Origin of the sequence: Cronobacter universalis NCTC 9529 (assembly GCF_001277175.1) — a bacterium.
GTDB classification, from domain to species: Bacteria; Pseudomonadota; Gammaproteobacteria; order Enterobacterales; family Enterobacteriaceae; genus Cronobacter; species Cronobacter universalis.
The window spans coordinates 1,005,252-1,024,487 of record NZ_CP012257.1; the positions used below are offsets into that span (position 1 = coordinate 1,005,252).

Consider the following 19,236-nt stretch of genomic DNA (forward strand, 5'->3'; position numbering starts at 1 on the left):
CTTTGAATGGGGCGTTAATGCCGCCCCGGCGCCCTAAACCGCACTTTTTTCAAAGTGTTCAGGCGGTTTCATCCTCGCTTTTTTCAGGCAACGCGCGCGTGCGCCCAGGCCCTGCGGAGAAAGTGTTCCAGCAGGTGACGAAGAGCGCGGCGATAAGCGGGCCGACCACAAAGCCGTTAATGCCATAGACTTCCAGTCCGCCGAGTGTCGAGAGCAGAATCAGCCAGTCTGGCATACGGATATCTTTACCCACCAGCAGCGGGCGCAGCAGGTTGTCGGCAAGGCCAACCACCACCACGAAAAACGCGGTCAGCAGGACGGCTTTGATGATAGCTCCGGTGGTGAAGAGATAAATCACCGCCGGCACCCAGATCAGCGCGGCGCCGACCGCAGGCACCAGCGACAGGAACGCCATCAGCGAGCCCCAGAGAATGCTCGCGCCAATGCCTGCGAAGTAAAACGCCACGCCGCCCAGAATGCCCTGCACGACCGCCACCACGACGGTGCCTTTCACGGTGGCGCGCGCCACGGCGGCAAAGCGGCGGAACAGCCGCTGTTTGACTTTATCCGAGAGCGGCACCGCGCTCAGCACCACCGACACCAGCCGCGAGCCATCTTTCAGCAGGAAAAACAGCAGGTAGAGCATAATGCCGAAGCCAATCACCACGCTGAACGTGTTGCGGCTGATAAGAAAAAGACTGCCCGCCACATACTGGCTGCCCTTGAGCGCGACGCCGGAGATCTTCTCCTGAATGGCGGTCGCGTTGTCGAGCTGGTTTTCCGCCAGCATCTTTTGCGCCCAGTCCGGCAGGATACGCACCACATCGGCCAGCAGCGTGGGCAGCGTGGTGTTATTGGCCTGCACATCGCTGTAAACGGCGTTGAACTCGCTCACCAGCGACGACGCCACCACGGCCAGCGGCACGAAGACCAGCAGGCAGATAAGCACCACGGTCAAGAGTGAGGCGATGTTGTTGCGCCCGTTCATCATGTGGCAAAGCCTGCGCTTTATCGGGTAGAAGATCACGGCCAGGATCACCGCCCACAGCACGGCGGAGAGATACGGTTTTACGAGGTTAAAAAAGAGGATCGAAACGATAAACAGGATCAGGATAAAAAAGGCCCTGGACATCTCTTTCGAGTTCATGGTGCGTCCTTATTGTCATTAAAAGCAGCCGGATACTACAGCGTCGCGGTATCGGCTTCATCCCGGAGAGTCTTATAAACGTAGCTGAAGGGCGCAAAAAGTGGCGAAGAGGAGAGGCGGGGGCCGGCAAAAAGGCCCCCGGCTGGGTCAGGTTACCGGCCACTGCGTCAGGCGTATGCCGCGCTGCGGCGCGTTCTGCGCGAAGTCGCTCAGGACGGCTTTCACATCCGGGTCGAAGTAGTCGGCGTTGTCATGCTCGGCAATCACCACGCTCTTCTCCGGGATCTTATCCAGCAGCGCCTGCAGGCGCGGGTTATGCATAAACGTCAGGTTCTGGTGGATGCGCAGCACATAGTGATCGTCATAGCGCGCCAGTTGCAACGCGTTGCGATGGCTGTGCCACAGGCTCAGGGCTATCTGGGCCACCAGGCCGATGCCGATCCCGGCGAGCATGCCGAACGCGATAATCCCGATAATGGTGGCGAGAAACGGCACGTATTGCTGCGCGCCCACGCGGAACTGCTCGACGAACAGGCGCGGCGTGGCGAGTTTATAGCCGGTGTAGAGCAGCACCGCCGCGAGGCTCGCCAGCGGAATGGTCATCAACACCTCGCGAAACCACAGCACGCAGATAAGCAGCAGCGCGCCGTGAATGAAAATAGAGAGCTTAGTCTGCGCGCCGGTGCTGACGTTCACGGAACTCCTGACAATGACCGCCGTGATCGGCATCGCGCCCACGAGACCGGCCAGCAAATTGCCCGCGCCCTGCGCCAGCATTTCGCGGTTCGGCGACGGCGGCGGGTTTTGCGGGCGCAGTTTTTTCAGCGCCTCCTGGCTCAGCAGCGTTTCCAGGCTCGCCACCAGCGCCAGCGTGACGGCGACGATATAGACCGACGGATTGGTGAACGCCTGCCAGGCGGGCGATTCCAGCTCAGAGACCAGCGCGCCCAGGCTTGCGAACTCCGGCAGCGTGATAAGCGGCAGGCGCTCAAGCAGCGCGGGCGATGTGCGGCTTAGCGCGAGCGTCGTGACGCAGCCCACCAGCACCGCCACCAGCGGGCCGGGCATCCACGCGAGGCTTTTCACGCGCCGGATGGCGGGCGAGCCCCAGAGCGCCATCAGCAGCAGCCCGGCGGCGGCCACCGCGATGGAGACCGGCGAGAACGTGAAACCTTCGCGAAAGACCGCCAGCAGGCTGTTTTCATCCGCCGAGCCCAGCGCCACCGGGATCTGCTGCATAATCAACAGCAGGCCGATCGCCGCCAGCATCCCTTTAATGACGCTGCCCGGCACCAGCGAAATAAACCGCCCGGCGCGGATAAGCCCGAGCACGATTTGCAGGACGCCCGCCAGCACCAGCGCCAGCAGAAACGCGGAAAACGAGCCGAGCGTTTCAATGGAGGCCACCACAATGGTCACGAGACCCGCGGCGGGGCCGCTGACCGCGAAGCGCGACGGGCTCAGCGCCGTGACCAGCAGCCCGCCGATAATGCCCGTCAGCAGGCCGACAAAAGGCGGCAGGCCGCTCGCCTGGGCGATGCCGAGGCAGAGCGGCAGCGCCACGAGAAAGACAACCACCCCCGCCAGGCTATCCTGGCGCAGCGTATTCATGTTCATACCGCTTCCTCCCCGGTTCGCTCCGTCAGCATTTCAAGATGGCCGGACGCCAGGTCATAGACGCAGCCGTAGACGTTCAGTTCCTGACCGCTGCGCCAGATATTGCGCACCGTGCGGGTCTGCACCAGACGGTTAAACTGCGCGATGACGTTAGCTTCCACCAGTTGATTAAGGGTTTGCGCATCCGGCGGCGACGCGTCGCGCCCGGCGATATGCTCTGAGAGCGCCTCGCGCAGGTGGCTGATGCGCCGCGCGAGCGATGAGGACTCCTGCGCGAGCGACATCTGCGGCAGCGTCAGCGCCGCCTGCACGCCGCCGCAGCCGTAATGGCCGCATACCACGATGCGTTTCACCTTCAGGTAATGGAGCGCGTATTGCAGCACGCTCATAAAATTGTCGTCGTCAGGGTCAATCATATTGGCGATATTGCGGTGCACGAACAGTTCGCCAGGGTGAGAGCCGGTCAGCACTTCCGCCGGAACGCGGCTGTCGGAGCAGCCAATCCAGAGCGAATGCGGCTGCTGCTGGTCGAGGTGTTTGCCAAAGTAATCCGGGTCCCGTTGAAGACGCTGTTGCGCCCAGCTACGGTTTTTGGCCAGAAGAGGTTTTAAGGTGGTCAAAATACTGTCTCCATGAGGGATCCAACGAGCCGAATATTGACTGCCGGTAATGGCACTCTCCGTGGACTCGTTACGACGAAATTAATAAGTAGCACTGTTCAGCGATATTTATGCCTCAGGAAAATCCTATAAGAGAAATTAAAGTTTAAAGGTTTATCAGCTTTGTAAAGTTTTAAAAATTATGGGTAAGTAAATGCGAGTGGCGATAATAGAAACAGAAAAATCATCAGGGGAGAAATAATTAGCCGGATGATAATCATCACTAATAACCCGTTGTTATACTGTGGATAATGAAATCGGAGGGTAATGGTTTGACGAATTATGTTATGTATGAAAATAGCCGCGCATTATTTTTCTTACTTGTCTCGCTATTTCTCGTGATAATAAGCATTGCTTATGTTTTCAGGGCGATGATTACGGGCGGAGGGCTTTTTGCTGAGCGCTCCGGCGAGCGGCGCGTTATTGCCTGCCAGCGCCTTGTCGCGAATACTCTTTCCTTCACTGTCGCCACCGGCGCTTCGGTGAGAACGAACACGTAATGGCGAGCGTAACCCACGCCGGGCAAGGAGAACATCATGACCGGGGAGCAGACCAGGCGCACCAGCGCCGGTTTTCTTGAGGATTTCCTGAACGGCGATGTGATCGCCAGTAATGACGGTATGCCTGAGAGCGGCGCCAGCCTGGTGCAGCTCATCCGCCGCGAGCGCGACAACCCCGGCGTCACGGTGCCGGCCGTGGCGGAGCCGCTGCTGGTGTGGATCGTCTCCGGCCAGGCGCAGGTCAGCGAACGCGAAGGCGCGGGGGAATGGGAAACGCGTCTCGCGCAGCCCGGCACGTTTTATCTCACCGCCACCACGACGCCTTACGATATGCGCTGGACGCTGCCAGAAGGCAAGCCTTTTACCGTTATGCATATTTACCTGGCGCTGGCGCTGCTGGATGACGCCTTCCGGCTGTGCCACGGCATAGCGTATGCGCAGGGGGAGATTGACGATGTCGCCGCAGGCGCCGATCCGCATCTGGATAAGCTGCTCGGCTGGTGCTGGCAGGAGGTGGCGCATCCGCAACAAGGCAGCGGCGCGATACTTGCGGGCGCGTTAAAAAGCCTGGCGGTGTATCTCGTCAGGCATTACGGCAGAGCGCGGGGAGAGAGCGGCACGGCGCGCCCTCATGCGCTGCCCGCCTGGAAATTGCAGAAGGTGAAACAACATTTGCAGGCGAATCTCGCCGCGCCGTTTCATCTGCCGACGCTCGCGAAGATGTGTGGCATGAGCAGCTGGCACTTGTCGCGGCAGTTCAGACAGGCGACCGGCATGTCGCCGTCGGAGTGGTTTATTCACCAGCGTATTCAGCGGGCGTGCCGCCTGCTGCGGGAAACCGCGCTCCCGGTGATTGATATCGCCTGCGAGGTGGGGTACGCCAGCCCCAGCCACTTTTCGCAGGTGTTCCGAAAGAGAACGGGGATGCAGCCGGCGGCGTACCGCCGGCGTTAGCCTTCAACTGACCGGCACCGTCATGCCGCCGTCGGCCATCACCACCGCGCCGACGATAAAGCTCGCGCGCTCTGACGCCAGAAAGGCGGCCACTTCAGCAATCTCATGGGGTTCGGCGGCCCGCCCGATGGGCGCGCTCTGACCGTGCTCCGCCAGGAATTCGCGCCCGTCTTCCCGAAAGTGATTGAGGATATTGGTAACGACATCGCCCGCGCCGACGGCGTTAACGCGAATGCCGTGCGCAATGCCTTCAAGCGCGGCGGTGCGGGTGAGCTGGGCCAGCGCGCCTTTCGAGGCGGCATACGCGGCGATGCCTGGAAACGTAAAGTAAGACGCGTAAGAGGCGATGTTGACGATAGCCCCGCGGCCCTGCGTGGTCATCTGCTTCATCGCTTCGCGGGTGTGTAAAAACGCGCCCGTGACGTTCGTCGCCATCTGCCACTCCCACTCTTCGCGGCTCATCGCCCCGATGGGCTTGTACAGAATGCGCCCGGCATTATTGATAAGCACATCCAGTTTGCCGAAATGGCTGACCGCCAGTTCGACCGCGCGCTCCGCCGAGCCGTCCGCGGAAATATCCGCCACCAGCGGCACAATATTTTCCTGCGCCAGCGCATTGACCTGCGGATTAATATCTTCGGCGATAATCTTCGCGCCGCGCTGGTGAAACAGCGTCACCAGGGCTTTACCGATCCCGCTCGCCGCGCCCGTCACGATAACCACATGGTTTTCAAATTCATTCTGCATATACATTGTTTTTCTCCGGCGTTGTCTGGAGCGTTAGTTATAAAAGAGGCGGGAAAAGGGGGCGTGGCGGTTTTGCTGCGACTGTTGCGATTTTGCGTTTACTTTTGCCCGACCATGACAGCGCGTGGAGAGTATGCGAAGGTAGGCGGGTTAATCATGGTTAAACACGGACAATAACAATGGCAGGGAATCTCCTCATCTGGCTGATATCGTCGGCAATGCTGCTGGCCTATTTCTGGTTTGTGACGCTCAGAAAGCCGTTTAAAACGGTGCGTAAACACTTTCTTATTCTGCTCGGCGTCCATGTGGCGCTCAGTATCGCCGCCATTCAGTTAAAAAAATCGGGCCATTTTTTGCCGGCTGAATATCGCACGGCGGGGCTGTGGTTTATCAAAGGCTATATGGCGGTAATTGTGGTGTTAATGGTTAATTTTTTCGCGGCGCTGGTCGGGCGAGGCGTCGCGAAAATGGCCGGATTTCATGAAAAATATAATGCGGCGAATCTGCACCGTCAGCCGCTGCGCGCGTTTTTGCGCCATCAGTCCGCTGTCGTCTGGGGCTACCGGGTGCTGCTTCTCACGGGCGGAATCTACATGCTGTGGGCGATGTGCTTCCGGATGGGATTGTAGTCTCCGGGCAGGCCCCCCTTAAATTTCGCGGGTTCGCAAGGACGTTTTTTTATGAAAGAAAAATAAAGTTTTATTACCGCTAAAAAACATCGTAGCGAAAGTAACTGATTATTTCAGCAAGTTGAATGAAAAAGCGGCGATATCGGCCGCTAACTGCGCTGACCAGAATCATTGAATAAGATAAAACTTAACCATCATCATAATTTTTCATAAAATCCGCGTTAAAAATGTCTGCGGGCCGTGAGCTTCAGCGTAAACTGCGTTTTCGCCAGGGATGCTACGTAAATACCAGACTGGAGGTGAATATGTATTCCTTTATCGCCAGGCAGCCCATCTTTGACGCCGCGCTAAATACCGTCGCGTATGAGCTGCTTTATCGCAATGGATTGACCAATACGTTTCCGCTGGTGACGGAAGAATACGCCACCAACCATCTGCTTGCGGAGCAGTTCCTCGTCACGCCGCTGCAACGCCTGGTGGGGCAACATACGTCATATATTAATTTTCCTCATGAGATGATCGTCAACGGCCTGGCGCAAACGCTGCCGGCGGAAAAGGTGGTGATCGAAATTCACCAGAACGCGGCCCCGGAACCCGAGCTGTTAAAGATGGTGCGGGAGATGTACTACAAAGGGTTTCGTTTCGCGCTGGATAACTTCCGGCTCAGCGACGCCTGGGCGAATTTCCTGCCCTATGTCACCATTATTAAGTTCGATATTCAGGCATTGACGCCGCAGGAAGTGTCAGCTTTTATCCGCGATAATAATATCAGCCAGCGAAAATTGCTGGCGGAAAAAGTCGAAACCCGCGAGCAGTTTAACCTTTACAAAGAGATGGGGTTCCAGCGTTTCCAGGGCTATTTTTATGGCGAGCCGGAAATGATTAAGACCCGTAAGCTGCCGGAGCAGCAGATGTTTATTCTGCAACTGCTCAATGAGGTCGTGTCGGCCAACCCGGATATGCGCAAAATAGAAGAGCTAATCAGCCGCGATGTGGCGATTACGTATAAGCTGATGCGTTATGTCAATAACATTAAATATAAGATTAATCATCACGCTAATGCGGATGTGCTGCCGTTTCGCAATATTCTCTATTTCTTAGGCTTAAGCGAACTGCGCCGGTTTATCGCGATCCTGGCGGTGACGCACAGCAGCGAACCGGCGGTGACGGAGCTCTTTAACTACAGCCTCGCCTGCGGGCGATTCTGCGAAATGGCGGTGGCGCACACGGGGGCCGATATCAATGAAAACGACGCCTTTATCGCCGGGCTGTTCTCGCGGCTGGATATTATCCTCAGCGTGCCGATGGCGGTGTTAATTGAGCAGATAACCGTACCGGCGATTGTGCGCGAGGCGCTCTTAAACCGCGGCGGCACGCTCGGCGCGCTGCTGAATCTCTATGAAGGCTATGAGCAGAATCACTGGCAGGGCGTGACGCAAGGGATGAAACAGCTCAATATGAGTGAAGCGCAGGTGACAAAACTCTTCCTCGACGCGGTGGAGTGGGGTGACAGGATCATTTAATACCAGCGCCGCCGCCCGATCCTGCCCGGTTGCGGCGCCAGATGTGCAACTTCCTGCATTATGCCTGCGGCACGTCCGCCAGCGAAAAGTAAACCTCAAGCCCGTGCTCGCGGGCGATCTCCACATCGCGATCGGCCCCCGAGGACGCCCCCGGCAGACGCAGCACCGCGTCGCATTTCGCCACCAGACGGTGCGCCACCGGGTATAAAAACCGCTCGCTTATCGCATCGCCGGGTTTTTCGCTGCCGGCGGCCTGGGCGAGCGGCAGCGCGAGCCATTCGCCAATTACCGGTACGTGGCCGCGTTCAAACACCGCGAGCGCCGCCTGTTCAAGACGCGCCAGGTTCTAACGCATCAGGGTTTCATCGCCGTTCGTGCCGCTGCGCCACGGGCCTGCCACCAGGATCAGTTTGCTCATGTTTTCTCCTTAGAGTATCGCGTTCAGCGCCGCGTATTGCAGCAGCATGATGGTTTTGGCATCGACAATCTCACCGTCGCGCACCGCGCGCAGCGCGTCATCAATGGGCATTTTGACCACCTCAATATCCTCGCCTTCTTCCGCGACGCCGCCGCCCGCGCCGCTTCGCCGCGCCGGATCGTATTCGCCAGTGAAGAAATAGAGTTTTTCCGTGACCGAGCCGGGGCTCATATAGGCTTCAAACACTTTTTCGACGTTATCCACCAGATAGCCGGTCTCTTCTTCGGCTTCGGCGCGGATGCGCGTTTCGGGATCGGCTTCATCCAGCAGGCCCGCCGCCGTTTCGGTCAGTAAGCCGTCGTAGCCGTTGAGGAAAACCGGCAGGCGAAACTGGCGGGTGAGAATGACGCAGCGCTCGGCGCGGTTATAGAGCAGGATGGTCGCGCCGTTGCCGCGGTCGTAGGCTTCGCGGCTCTGCCGCTGCCACTGGCCGTCGCGGCGCTGGTAATCAAACGTGTATTTCTTTAGCAGATACCAGTCGTCAGACAGGGTTTGCGTTTCAACAATGCGTACTTTTTCACGAACAGATGGCATGATGACGTCTCCACAGGTAGAATTGGCAACATAACGTGCATATTCGTGCATGGTCAAGAAAATTCGCGCAAAAGGAAACCGGCATGCTGACGTCACAACGTAAGAAGCTCATTCTGGAAAAGCTGGCGGCGGAAGGGCAGGTGCAGTCCCGCGCGCTCAGCGAGTGGTTTAACGTTTCCGAAGATACGATCCGGCGCGACTTGCGCGAGCTTTCGGCCGAAGGCCGCCTGCAGCGGGTTCACGGCGGGGCGCTGCCCGCTTCGGCGGCGGTGGTGGATTACGCCGGGCGCAGCCAGCTCTCCATCGACTCCAAGCGGGCGGTCGCGCGCCGCGCCGCCGCGCTGATTGAACCGGGGCAGATCGTGATGCTCGACGGCGGCACCACGACGGGCGAACTGGTGAAATGCCTGTCGCCGGACCTCGCCATTACGGTGATCACCCACAGCCCCGGCATTGCATTACAACTGGTAGAGCATCCGCGCATTGAGGTGATCCTCATCGGCGGACGGCTGTTTAAACATTCGATCGTCTCGGTGGGGGCGGCGGCCATTGAAGCCATGAGCCATCTGCGCGCCGACCTGTTCTTTCTGGGCGTCACCGGCGTGCACGCCGAAGCGGGTCTCAGCACCGGCGATTACGAAGAGGCGTGCGTGAAGCGCGCGCTGGCCTCGCGCGCGGCGGAAACCGTAGTGATGGCGTCGCGGGAAAAGCTCAACGCCGCCTCGGCGTTTTGTATTGGCGATATGTCGCTGGTGAACACGCTGGTTGTCGAGGGCGATACCGCTGACAGCCTGCTCGCGCCTTTTGAAAACCTGGGCGTGACGGTTGTCAGAGCGTAGCCCGCCGGTGGCACCAGAACGAACCCGACGGAAACTGCGCATGATCGGCCAAAGCTGTCTATCCTGAGAATACGAGCGTATTAAAACGGTTATGCGGATAATTTCAGGAGGGGCAGTATGAAGTTTTTCTATTTCATTTCGCTTATCGCCGCGGCCAGTTATCTGTTTGCCTTTTTGCCGAGAGCGAAAAGCGACCGGGAGCCGCTCGCGTACTGGGGCTGCTGGATTTATCTGGGCGCTTCTGCGATCTACTGGGGGATTTACGGAATAAGGCATTATTTTTAATCACGATAAACATTCGCCGGGAAATAATACCCGGCGTTTAGCAATATTGCCCTTAAAAAGTAAATGGCGAGGGTAATAATCCTAAAGCGTTTAATTTTACTCCTCTTCATAATTCCATCGCATTCTTTACAAAAATACGCTATCTTTCCGCGCGCAAAAGCCTCAATCTGACGCTTAGCGTCATCGCCGTGGATGAAGCCGCCCGGATAAACGCCGGGGCATGTTAAAAAGTTGTTTTAAATACAAGGCGATGCGAGATTCCGGCCGCAGAATAACCTGATGACTGGATCAAATTTCTGTTAATTAAGGTTGTTATCATTAGCGGGTTAATATTTTTAACGACGGCACGCCGTCGCCGTTATCGTCAGGAAGTGTGGAGTAATACAACGGAATGTTTCAGGATTCATGAAAAGGCCATTTTTTATTCACATTCTGACATTACTGTAATTCAAACCGGGAGCGTCGCTCGCCCCCCTCTATTTTCTTCTTCACCGTTTTTATTACGTAGCAGGAAGGCAGTATCCCTGCTGAATGATTGTCTGTCTGGTTTGTACCGCTTACGGAACGGCTTCTTTATGCGATACATCTCTGTGCATAAAGGGGCTTTATGAATAACGTCATGCCTTTTTCCCGGGCGCTGCTGCACCCACGTTACTGGTTTACCTGGCTGGGTCTCGGCCTGCTGTGGCTGCTGGTGCAGATGCCGCATCCGCTGCTGATGCGCCTCGGCGCGTTTCTCGGCCGCAATTCGCGCCGCTTCCTGAAGCGCCGTGAAAAAATCCTGCGCCGTAACCTTGAACTCTGCTTCCCGCACTTCAGCGACGCGCAAAAAGAGCAGCTGATTCAGGAAAATTTCCTGTCGCTCGGCATGGCGCTGCTGGAAACCGGCATGGCCTGGTTCTGGTCAGATGCGCGCATTAAAAAATGGTTTAACGTCGAAGGGCTGCATCACCTGCATCAGGCGAGCGCGCAGCAGCGCGGCGTTATTGTGATTGGCGTGCATTTTATGTCGCTGGAGCTCGGCGGGCGAGTGATGGGGCTGTGTAAGCCGATGATGGCGATGTACCGCCCGCACAACAATAAAGCGATGGAGTGGGCACAGACCAAAGGGCGCATGCGCTCCAATAAAGCGATGATTGACCGTAAAGATCTCAAAGGCATGGTCAATGCGCTGAAGCAGGGCGAAGCGGTCTGGTTTGCGCCGGACCAGGATTACGGCCCGCGCGGCAGCACCTTCGCGCCGCTGTTTGCGGTGAACGACGCCGCCACCACGCGCGGTACGTATGTGCTCTCACGCCTGAGCAACGCGGCGATGCTGACCATCGTGATGATCCGCAACCCTGACGCCAGCGGCTATAAGCTGATTATTCAGCCGGAGCTCCAGGGCTACCCGCGTGAAGACGAGGCTGCCGCCGCGTGCTACATGAACAAAGTGATCGAGCGTGAAATCCTGCGCGCGCCGGAGCAGTATCTCTGGATCCACCGCCGCTTTAAAACCCGCCCGGCGGGCGAAGCGTCGCTCTATACCTGATACGCGTTCTCACAGAAAGCCCTGCTCAGCGCGGGGCTTTTTTTTGCGCCGCTTTAGGGGATCGTGCGGCAGCTTTTGAAAAAGCGCGCGGATTGTGGGTTAATAACATTTTGTTTACATTCGGAGCTGCCGCGATGGCCGGGACCGCCGCCCCCTTTTCGTTTCGCGAAACTATGCATCTGCGCGCGCAGGAAAAAGCGCTGCGCCTTGATGCAGACCAGACGCGGCTCATCAGTGAACTGGAAAGCCTCGCCGCGCCGCTGCTGGCGGGACGCGCGCGCTTCGCCGGGCTCTATGTCTGGGGCAGGCCGGGGCGCGGCAAAAGTTTTATCGTCGATAATTTCTTTGCCTCGCTGCCGCTGGCGGCGAAAAAGCGCGCCCACTTTCATGACTTTTTCCGCGAGCTGCATCGGCGCATGGTGGATAAACCGCTGGAGCAGGCATTGCGCGGGCAGCTGGGCGACGCGCGGCTGCTCTGCTTTGACGAATTCCATCTGCACGATCCGGGTGATGCGATGCTCGCGAAAAAGCTGTTAGAGGTGGCGCAGGCGATGAATATTACGCTGATCCTGACCTCCAACTATTCGCCGCGCGAGCTGCTAGCGCATCCGCTCTACCATGAGCTGTTTGTGCCGTCTATCGCGCTTATCGAGCGAGAGATGACAATTTTCGCGCTCAACGGCGAGCGCGACTATCGCCTTGACGCCGGGAGCGACGCCGGACGGTTCAGCGAGGGCGCGTGGCTGCGGCCCGGCACGCCTGAACAGCGTGACGCGCTCGGGCTTGCCGTGGCGCACGGCAACTTTGTGGTCACTGCCGGTTATCACACTTTTCATGCCGCGTCGCCGCCAGACGCGGTGCTGCATTTTACCTTTGCCGGAATATGTGAAGCACCGACGGCAGTCATGGATTATTTAACGCTGTGTGAAACCTATTCCTGCTGGTTTATTGATAATGTTCCGCTGCTCGCGCGCGTCAGCCCCGCGGCGGCGCAGCGGTTTATTAATCTTATTGATGTGCTTTATGATAAACAGCGCCAGTTATTTATTTCGAGCTCGTATTCGGTGGCGGAAATTATTCACGGTGTGGCGCTGGATGATATCGGGCGTACTGCCAGTCGGCTGGCGCAATTACCGGTAATACAAAATCCTGTTACGGGTTAATATCATTGCCCTGCGCCGAAGTATAATAAAATCGGGTGCCTGAGGAGCATAAAACCGCCAGTCAAATCGCGGGGATTGCTCCCCGCGTCAGACGCTTACTCTCTGGATTTACAAGCCAGTGAAGCGACAACCTCCATACTCGCGCCCCGCAAGCGCAGCTCGCAAAGCGTTTCCCGTGAAAGGGTGGTGAACACTAATACCGTCACACAAACAATAATAATGCACCAGATAAAAGTATTGTCCTTCATAGCCATTCTCCTTGCCGTCAGGCGAGTAAGAGGCTAACATATGAACTGTCGGGTTCATGTGTCGGCCTCGGGTTAAGTAATTAACTCGGGGCCTTCATCTTTCCGGAACCTGCATAATGCCTGAAACCAGAAAGCCTCAGGCACCCGCCGCGAATAATACGCCTCTTTTACCTCCGTAAAATCCTTTGTTTTTCTTATTCCATTAAAATGAGCCGGAGTGAATATTCACTTCTTTCTGGCGCGCCGACTATTCCCGTTACCGCTTCCCGTTATTCTTTTTCTTATTTATACCGTCGGGAATGGTGCTACTCTTCCTTCGCGGCGTGGATCTTGCCGCGAAACACCCAGAACCCCCAGCTGTTATAGATAAGCGTAATGGGCACAAAGACGCCGAACGCGGTAAGCATCAGCTTCTGCGTGGCGGGCGGCGCGGCGGCCTGAATAAGCAGCAGATTCGGCGGCAGAATAAACGGAAAAACGGCCAGCAGCATCCCGCCAAATGCGGCGATAAACAGTAAGAGCGTCATCGCGAGCGGCAGGAAATCGCGCCGCTGGCGCAGCGTCAGCATCACGCCCAAAAACGCCAGCAAACCCATCGCCACCAGCGGCCCGCTCCAGCGCCACAGTTGCAGGTGCAGCCGGTAGGTCTCATTGAGCTGCACCGTCCAGACCAGCAGCCCCGCCAGCAGCGCGGCGGTGAGAATGACAAGCCACAGGGCCTGACGCCGCGCCCACGCGTTGAGTTCTCCTTCGCAGCGCCAGATAAGCCAGCACGCGCCGAGCAGCGCATAGCCGACGCTGAGCGCTATTGCACAGAAGACCGAAAAGGGCGACAGCCAGTCCATCGGGCCGCCGGTAAATCTGGCGCCGTCATGCGTGATGCCTTCAACCCATGCGCCCATCGTCGCGCCCTGGCTTAACGACGTCAGCCAGGAGCCTGCGATAAACAGCGCGTCAAACAGGCGCGGGCGCAGGTGGCGGTACTCAATCGCCACCCCGCGCGCAATCATCGCCAGCAGCATGATATAGACCGGCAGGTAGAGCGCGCTGTAGAGGATGCTGAAAGCGACGGGGAACATCGCCAGCAGCGCGCCCGCGGTCAGCACCAGCCAGGTTTCGTTGCCGTCCCAGACCGGCAGCAGCGAAATATTCATCTGCTGGCGCGCCTGCGGCGACTGAAACGGCGCGAGCAGCCCCACGCCAAGATCCGCGCCGTCGAGCAGTACGTAAATCAGCACGCCTGCGGCGAGCGCGCCGGCGCAAAGCAGCGTTAACAGCGGCAGTGAAAGCAGCAGTTCAGTCATTCGTGCGTCCCCGCAGGCTGTGCGGCGTCACGCCGCTGCCGGTTTGCGCCGCCACGGCCGGGTTGGCATCCGGTGTATCGTCGCCCGGCGGTTTCGCGAGCAGGCGCAACATAAACCCCATACCCAGCGCGAAAACCAGCAGATAGACCACTACAATCGCGACAAACGAGCCGAGCACCAGCGACGGCGCGATGGGCGAGGCGCTCTCGCGGGTCAGCAACTGCCCGTAGATGGTCCACGGCTGGCGGCCTGTCTCGGTGACGACCCAGCCTGCGAGCATCGCGATAACGCCCGCAGGCGCCATCGCCACCATGCCGCGTTGCAGCCAGCGCGCCTCCCATAACCGGCCACGCAGTCGCACCACCAGCCCGGCGACGCCAAAGAAAATCATCAGAAAGCCGAGCCCGACCATCGCGCGAAACGCGAAGAACACGCCAGGCACCCAGGGCAGTTCGTCCGGCGGATATTGGTTCAGGCTGTGAATGGTGCCGGTGAGGTTATGGCGCAGGTAGAGCGAGCCGACGGACGGGATCGCCACTTCAAGGTGGTTGCGCCGCGCCTCCATATCCGGAATGGCGAACAGGCGCAGCGGCTCGCCTTCGCCGGGCGGCGGCGGGTTCCAGCTGCCTTCCATAGCCGCCAGTTTGACCGGCTGGTGATCGCGGGTATTTTCGCCATGCAGATCGCCCACCACCGCCTGTAAGGGCGCGAGCGCGAGCAATACCCACAGCCCCCAGGAGAACATCCGCCGCGCGCCCGGCTGTTGCGGGCGTTTGAGCAGGTGCCATGCGCCGACGGCCGCCACCAGGCACGCGGTGGCGAGGAGCGCGGCGATGGACATATGCATCAACCGGTACGGGAAGGACGGGTTGAAAATCACCGCCCACCAGTCGACGGGCTGAAAACGGCCATCGGGCCCGATGATGAAACCTGCGGGCGTCTGCATCCACGAGTTCGCCGACAATATCCAGAAGGCGCTGAACAGCGAGCCTGCCGCCACCACGCAGGTGGCGAGAAAATGCACCCACGGGCGCACTTTGCCCATGCCGAACAGCACCACGCCCATAAAGCCCGCTTCGAGGAAAAACGCCACCAGCACTTCCATGTACATCAGCGGCCCCATCACCGCCCCGGCGCGGCTGGAAAGCTCGCCCCAGTTGGCACCGAACTGGAATTCCATCAGCACGCCGGTGACGACGCCGACCGCGACATTCAGGGCAAAGATCTTGCTCCAGTATTTATAGAGATCGAGATAAATTTGCTGCCTGCGCCACAGCCACAAGCCTTCCAGCAGCATCAGCCACTGCGCGAGGCCTATCGTCAGCGCCGCCAGCACGATGTGGAACCCGATAGTGAAGGCGAACTGACTGCGCGCCAAAAGCAGCGCGGTTTCCGGGCTAATCATTGTCAGGCGTCGCTCGGCTTGCCGGTAAAGGATGAGATGGGTTTGTCCACCTCCTCTTCCATACGGCGGGAGAACGCTTTCAGACCGTTCAGCAGCGGCGTCAGCGAGCGCCACAGCTCATCGTCATGCAGCATTTTCCATGCCCCGCGCGCGCCCGGCGCGTCGGCCTGTTCGCTTTCAGGGCGCGCTTCTTCGCGGCTCAGTTCCGCGGCGAAATCGCGCACGCCGAAGGCGAGTTTATACATCCGCTCCGGCGGAATGGTGGAGAGCGCCATCAGCAGCACAGAGATATTCTGGATAACGTTCAGCGAACCTTTGCGGCTCAGGCCGTCGATGATGACCTTGATCCACTCGTTGTTGGACGCCACCAGATCGTTGGTCAGGCGCAGTACACCATGTTCATGCAGCGTCTGGAGCAGGCGTTGCAGCTCTTCGTCTGCCGTCGGGCCGATGCGTGGCGGCTCGGGCTGATAGTCAATCGCTTTGGCCATTAAAATTTCTCCGGGTGAGGTTCCTGTTCGGGCGGCAGGCGGTAATCGTCACGCTGCCATTTCTCTTCGACCGGCACGCCCGCCATCGGCGTGCGGGCACCATAGCGGAAGTTATGCCGCGGCAGCGGCGACGGGTGCGGCGCGCGGGAGAGTTTCTCCAGTTTTACCGCGAGCTCCTTATACGCCGGCGTGTTGACGTCGGGGTCGTGGTGCTCGCCGGTGAGCGCGTTAATGCCCGGTTTGCCCTGATGAATAGAGATAAAAAGCGATTGGCCCGCCACGCGATCGGTGATGACCACCGGCACCTCCAGCGAGCTGCGTCGCGAGGTGAGTTTCACCCAGTCGCCCTCTAAAAGCCCACGCTCAGCGGCAAGCTGCGGGCTAATCTCTACAAACCAGTCGGGCGACAGCGACATTGTGCGCCCGCCGCGTCCGCTCTGGTTGGTCGACTGGAAATGCTCCAGCATGCGCCCGTTATTGAGCGCCAGATCGTATTCGTCATCCGGCGCTTCGGCGGGCGGTTGCCACTTCAGCGGATAGAGCACGGCGCGGCCATCCGGGAAATTAAACCCGTTGGTGTAGAGCAGCGGCGTGCTTTCGCCGTCAGGCTTCACCGGCCAGAGCTGGGAGTTCCAGCCTTCAAGACGCTCATAGCTGACGCCCGCGAATAGCGTGGCGATACTCGCTGCCTCCGCCATGATTTGTGACGGGTGCGTGTAGCCCCAGTCGTGACCCATGCGCGCGGCAAGCTCTGTCAGAATGCGCCAGTCCGGGCGGCTGTCACCGAGCGGCGGCATAGCTTCATAGAAGCGCTGAATGCGCCGCTCGGTATTCACAAAGGTGCCGTCTTTTTCAATGCTCGGGCAGGCGGGCAGCACCACATCGGCGAACTGCGCGGTGCGGCTTAAAAAGAGATCCTGCACCACCAGGAAATCAAGATCGGTAAAGCCCTCGTGCACGTTAGTGCTGTCGGCGTCGGAAAATGCCGTCTCTTCGCCGATGACATACATGGCGCGAACCTGTTTCGTGCGCGCGTGCTCTACCATCTCGAAGTTATCTGAGCCTGCCTCCAGCGACAGTTTTTCCGGTGCCACGCCCCAGGCTTTCGCCCATTTGGCGCGCACGGTTTCATCGCTCACCGATTCATAGCCGGGGTAGTAGTTTTTCAGGCAGCCGAAATCGCTCGCGCCCTGCACGTTATTATGCCCGCGCATCGGGTAGCCACCTGTGCCGGGGCGACCGTAGTTGCCCGTGACCAGTAGCAGGTTGGAGAGCGCGGTGCTGGTGTCCGCGCCGTGGCTGTGCTGGGTGACGCCCATCGCCCAGACGATGCAGACGGACGGCGCGTTGCCGATAAGCTCGGCGGCGGCGGTCAGCTCATCCACGGTAAGCCCGGTTATGTCGGCGGCGAACTCCAGCGTGAACGGCGCGAGCGACTGGCGGTATTCGTCCACCTGGTTGACGTGCGCGGCGAGAAACGCCTCGTCGGCGTAGCCGTGGTCAAACATATAGCGCGCCATCGCCGAGGCCCAGACTATATCGGTGCCGGGGCGAATGCGCAGGTAACGGTCGGCGCGGTCGGCCATTTCGTGACGGCGCGGGTCGACTACCAGCAGTTGCTGCCCGTGATGTTTTTTCGCGGCTTTCATGCGCGCGGCGATCACCGGATGGTTCTCGGCGGTGTTGCTGCCGACAATCACAATCAGCGACGCCTTATGCAGATCCTCAATGGTGCCCGCGTCGCCGCCGTAACCGACGGTGCGGAACAGCCCTTTGGTGGCCGGGTTCTGGCAGTAGCGCGATGAGTTATCGACGCTGTTCGTGCCAATAATGAGGCGCGCGATTTTCTGCGTCAGGTAGGCTTCTTCGTTGCTGCCCTTACTGGAGCCGATAAAACCGATAGCCTGCGGCCCGGACTGATCGCGGATCGCCAGCAGGCGGCGCGCCACCAGCGCCAGCGCCTCGTCCCAGCTCGCCTCGCGGAAGCGGTCGTTCTCGCGGATAAGCGGTGTGGTGAGGCGTGCTTTATCGTTGAGGAAATCCCAGGCGAATTTGCCCTTCACGCAGGTGGAGATGCCGTTGGCAGGCGCGTCGGCGACAGGCTGCACTTTCAGTACGTGGCGGTCGCGCGTCCAGATTTCGAAGCTGCACCCGACGCCGCAGTAGGTGCAGACCGTTTTGGTACGTTTGATTTCCGGCTGCCGCCAGTGCATGTCCATCACCGAAATCCCGGTAATGATCTCAGCACCCGTGGTGTTTTCGATGGCTTTCACCAGATCTATCATCGGGCGCTTGAGCGTCTGCTTCATGCTGGTAAACGGCCCGGCGTCCGGCTGCATGGTTTTCTCAAGCAGGGCGTTGCAGGGACAGACGGTGACGCAATGCCCACAGCTCACGCAGCTGGAGCCGGCGATAGTCTCGCCGCCGTCCCACAGCACACGCGGGTGGGCCATGGTGTAATCGATGCTCAGCGTCTCGTTGACCTCGACGTTCTGGCACGCCTCCACGCAGCGCCCGCACAGAATGCACTGGTCGGGATCGTAGGTGTAAAACGGGTTGGAGTGATCTTTAACGTAGGGTTTGCGCTGGTATTCGTAGCGCTGAATCGGAATATGCATATCCGCCACGGCATTATGCAGGGTGCAGTCGCCGGTATTGTGTTCGCAGACGGTACAGTAAAGTTCATGTTTGGCGAGCAGCCTGTCCATGCCTTCGTGTTGCGCCGCCTGCGCGTCGGGCGTGCGGCTGGCAATTTCCATGCCCTGCGCGCTTTTCAGCGTACAGCCGCGCACCAGCTCGCCCTGATACTCCACCCAGCAGACATCGCAGGTTTGCATCGGCTCAAGCGCGGGGTGGTAACAGACGTGCGGGAGCTTGACATCGCAGGCCGTCAGAAAATCGATAAGCGGGATATTCGCCGGGCCAGTCAGCGGCCTCCCGTCATAAAACAGGGTACAGAGCGACTCTTGCATAGTGCTTCCTCAAACGTGCCTTGCCAGTGCCGCGAACGTGTGCCGCAGCGAAGAAGAGCGGCTTCTCCGCGGGGAGGCGCTCTCGTTATAGTGACTTAAAGGTAGTAACCGACCCCTGGCTTCGCCAGCGAAGGGTGTTGCGAAGTATGTATGCGGTGAATAATCAGACGCGGGCAGTTGCGGGTAAGTGGCTGAGCGCGTGACGGCTTT

At 58.9% G+C, this 19,236-nt stretch carries 18 protein-coding genes and 1 pseudogene; 8 read left to right on the plus strand and 11 right to left on the minus strand.

What is annotated here, in order from left to right; translation table 11 throughout:
• Positions 1 to 58: 58 nt before the first annotated feature.
• From AFK65_RS04560 to AFK65_RS04570, 3 genes are all read right to left on the minus strand, one after another.
• On the minus strand, positions 59 to 1,147 hold the full coding sequence (locus AFK65_RS04560; RefSeq protein WP_038857889.1) for an AI-2E family transporter: 1,089 nt from the start codon (positions 1,145 to 1,147) through the stop codon (positions 59 to 61).
• Between the two features lie 147 nt (positions 1,148 to 1,294).
• Positions 1,295 to 2,758 carry a SulP family inorganic anion transporter gene (locus AFK65_RS04565; RefSeq protein WP_115185117.1) on the minus strand — a complete coding sequence of 488 codons (1,464 nt, stop codon included), beginning with the start codon at positions 2,756 to 2,758 and terminating at the stop codon, positions 1,295 to 1,297.
• Positions 2,759 to 2,760: 2 nt separating this feature from the next.
• Positions 2,761 to 3,384 (minus strand): carbonic anhydrase, encoded by a 624-nt coding sequence (locus AFK65_RS04570; protein ID WP_038857886.1) that lies wholly within the window; start codon positions 3,382 to 3,384, stop codon positions 2,761 to 2,763.
• A gap of 326 nt (positions 3,385 to 3,710) precedes the next feature.
• Between AFK65_RS04570 and AFK65_RS04575 the strand changes: the two genes are divergently transcribed.
• Together AFK65_RS04575 and AFK65_RS04580 are read left to right on the plus strand one after the other, a co-directional pair.
• Positions 3,711 to 3,923 (plus strand): hypothetical protein, encoded by a 213-nt coding sequence (locus AFK65_RS04575; RefSeq protein WP_032804323.1) that lies wholly within the window; start codon positions 3,711 to 3,713, stop codon positions 3,921 to 3,923.
• Positions 3,924 to 3,959: 36 nt separating this feature from the next.
• Positions 3,960 to 4,877 carry a helix-turn-helix domain-containing protein gene (locus tag AFK65_RS04580; RefSeq protein ID WP_007701594.1) on the plus strand — a complete coding sequence of 306 codons (918 nt, stop codon included), beginning with the start codon at positions 3,960 to 3,962 and terminating at the stop codon, positions 4,875 to 4,877.
• 3 nt (positions 4,878 to 4,880) lie between these two features.
• On the opposite strand, the gene AFK65_RS04585 is transcribed toward AFK65_RS04580, so the two are convergent.
• Complete coding sequence (locus tag AFK65_RS04585; RefSeq protein WP_007701596.1) at positions 4,881 to 5,630, minus strand: SDR family NAD(P)-dependent oxidoreductase; 750 nt, start codon at positions 5,628 to 5,630, stop codon at positions 4,881 to 4,883.
• Between the two features lie 173 nt (positions 5,631 to 5,803).
• Between AFK65_RS04585 and AFK65_RS04590 the strand changes: the two genes are divergently transcribed.
• Together AFK65_RS04590 and AFK65_RS04595 are read left to right on the plus strand one after the other, a co-directional pair.
• Positions 5,804 to 6,253, plus strand: a complete 450-nt coding sequence (locus AFK65_RS04590) for a hypothetical protein (protein WP_007701599.1) — start codon at positions 5,804 to 5,806, stop codon at positions 6,251 to 6,253.
• A 305-nt stretch (positions 6,254 to 6,558) separates the two neighbouring features.
• Entirely contained in the window at positions 6,559 to 7,776 is a 1,218-nt protein-coding gene (locus AFK65_RS04595; RefSeq protein ID WP_007701604.1) for an EAL and HDOD domain-containing protein, read from the plus strand.
• A gap of 58 nt (positions 7,777 to 7,834) precedes the next feature.
• Here AFK65_RS04595 and AFK65_RS04600 read toward each other — a convergent pair.
• Positions 7,835 to 8,194 (minus strand): annotated as a pseudogene (locus tag AFK65_RS04600) (NUDIX hydrolase).
• 9 nt (positions 8,195 to 8,203) lie between these two features.
• Entirely contained in the window at positions 8,204 to 8,788 is a 585-nt protein-coding gene (locus AFK65_RS04605) for an NUDIX domain-containing protein (RefSeq protein WP_007701656.1), read from the minus strand.
• Between the two features lie 83 nt (positions 8,789 to 8,871).
• On the opposite strand from AFK65_RS04605, the gene AFK65_RS04610 reads away from it, so the two are divergent.
• The 4 genes from AFK65_RS04610 to zapE all read left to right on the plus strand — a co-directional run bounded on the left by AFK65_RS04610 (position 8,872) and on the right by zapE (position 12,606).
• The gene (locus tag AFK65_RS04610; protein ID WP_038857884.1) at positions 8,872 to 9,627 is read left to right on the plus strand and encodes a DeoR/GlpR family DNA-binding transcription regulator; all 756 of its coding nucleotides are present in this window, start codon (positions 8,872 to 8,874) and stop codon (positions 9,625 to 9,627) included.
• A 117-nt stretch (positions 9,628 to 9,744) separates the two neighbouring features.
• Entirely contained in the window at positions 9,745 to 9,912 is a 168-nt protein-coding gene (locus AFK65_RS22080) for a hypothetical protein (protein ID WP_007701823.1), read from the plus strand.
• A gap of 607 nt (positions 9,913 to 10,519) precedes the next feature.
• Positions 10,520 to 11,443, plus strand: a complete 924-nt coding sequence (gene lpxP / locus AFK65_RS04615) for a kdo(2)-lipid IV(A) palmitoleoyltransferase (protein WP_007701829.1) — start codon at positions 10,520 to 10,522, stop codon at positions 11,441 to 11,443.
• A gap of 134 nt (positions 11,444 to 11,577) precedes the next feature.
• On the plus strand, positions 11,578 to 12,606 hold the full coding sequence (gene zapE, locus AFK65_RS04620) for a cell division protein ZapE (protein WP_038857881.1): 1,029 nt from the start codon (positions 11,578 to 11,580) through the stop codon (positions 12,604 to 12,606).
• 95 nt (positions 12,607 to 12,701) lie between these two features.
• Here the strand turns inward: zapE and AFK65_RS04625 are convergent, their stop codons facing one another.
• The 5 genes from AFK65_RS04625 to fdhF form a co-directional block, all read right to left on the minus strand.
• Entirely contained in the window at positions 12,702 to 12,854 is a 153-nt protein-coding gene (locus AFK65_RS04625; RefSeq protein ID WP_050555768.1) for a Hok/Gef family protein, read from the minus strand.
• Positions 12,855 to 13,159: 305 nt separating this feature from the next.
• Positions 13,160 to 14,158 (minus strand): cytochrome d ubiquinol oxidase subunit II, encoded by a 999-nt coding sequence (locus AFK65_RS04630; protein ID WP_038857879.1) that lies wholly within the window; start codon positions 14,156 to 14,158, stop codon positions 13,160 to 13,162.
• Entirely contained in the window at positions 14,151 to 15,563 is a 1,413-nt protein-coding gene (locus tag AFK65_RS04635) for a cytochrome ubiquinol oxidase subunit I (RefSeq protein ID WP_038857878.1), read from the minus strand. The genes AFK65_RS04630 and AFK65_RS04635 overlap by 8 nt, the downstream gene beginning before the upstream one ends.
• Before the next feature lie 2 nt (positions 15,564 to 15,565).
• Positions 15,566 to 16,054 (minus strand): DUF1641 domain-containing protein, encoded by a 489-nt coding sequence (locus tag AFK65_RS04640; protein WP_004386808.1) that lies wholly within the window; start codon positions 16,052 to 16,054, stop codon positions 15,566 to 15,568.
• On the minus strand, positions 16,054 to 19,026 hold the full coding sequence (fdhF, locus tag AFK65_RS04645; RefSeq protein ID WP_038857876.1) for a formate dehydrogenase subunit alpha: 2,973 nt from the start codon (positions 19,024 to 19,026) through the stop codon (positions 16,054 to 16,056). The genes AFK65_RS04640 and fdhF overlap by 1 nt, the downstream gene beginning before the upstream one ends.
• Positions 19,027 to 19,236 lie beyond the last annotated feature (210 nt).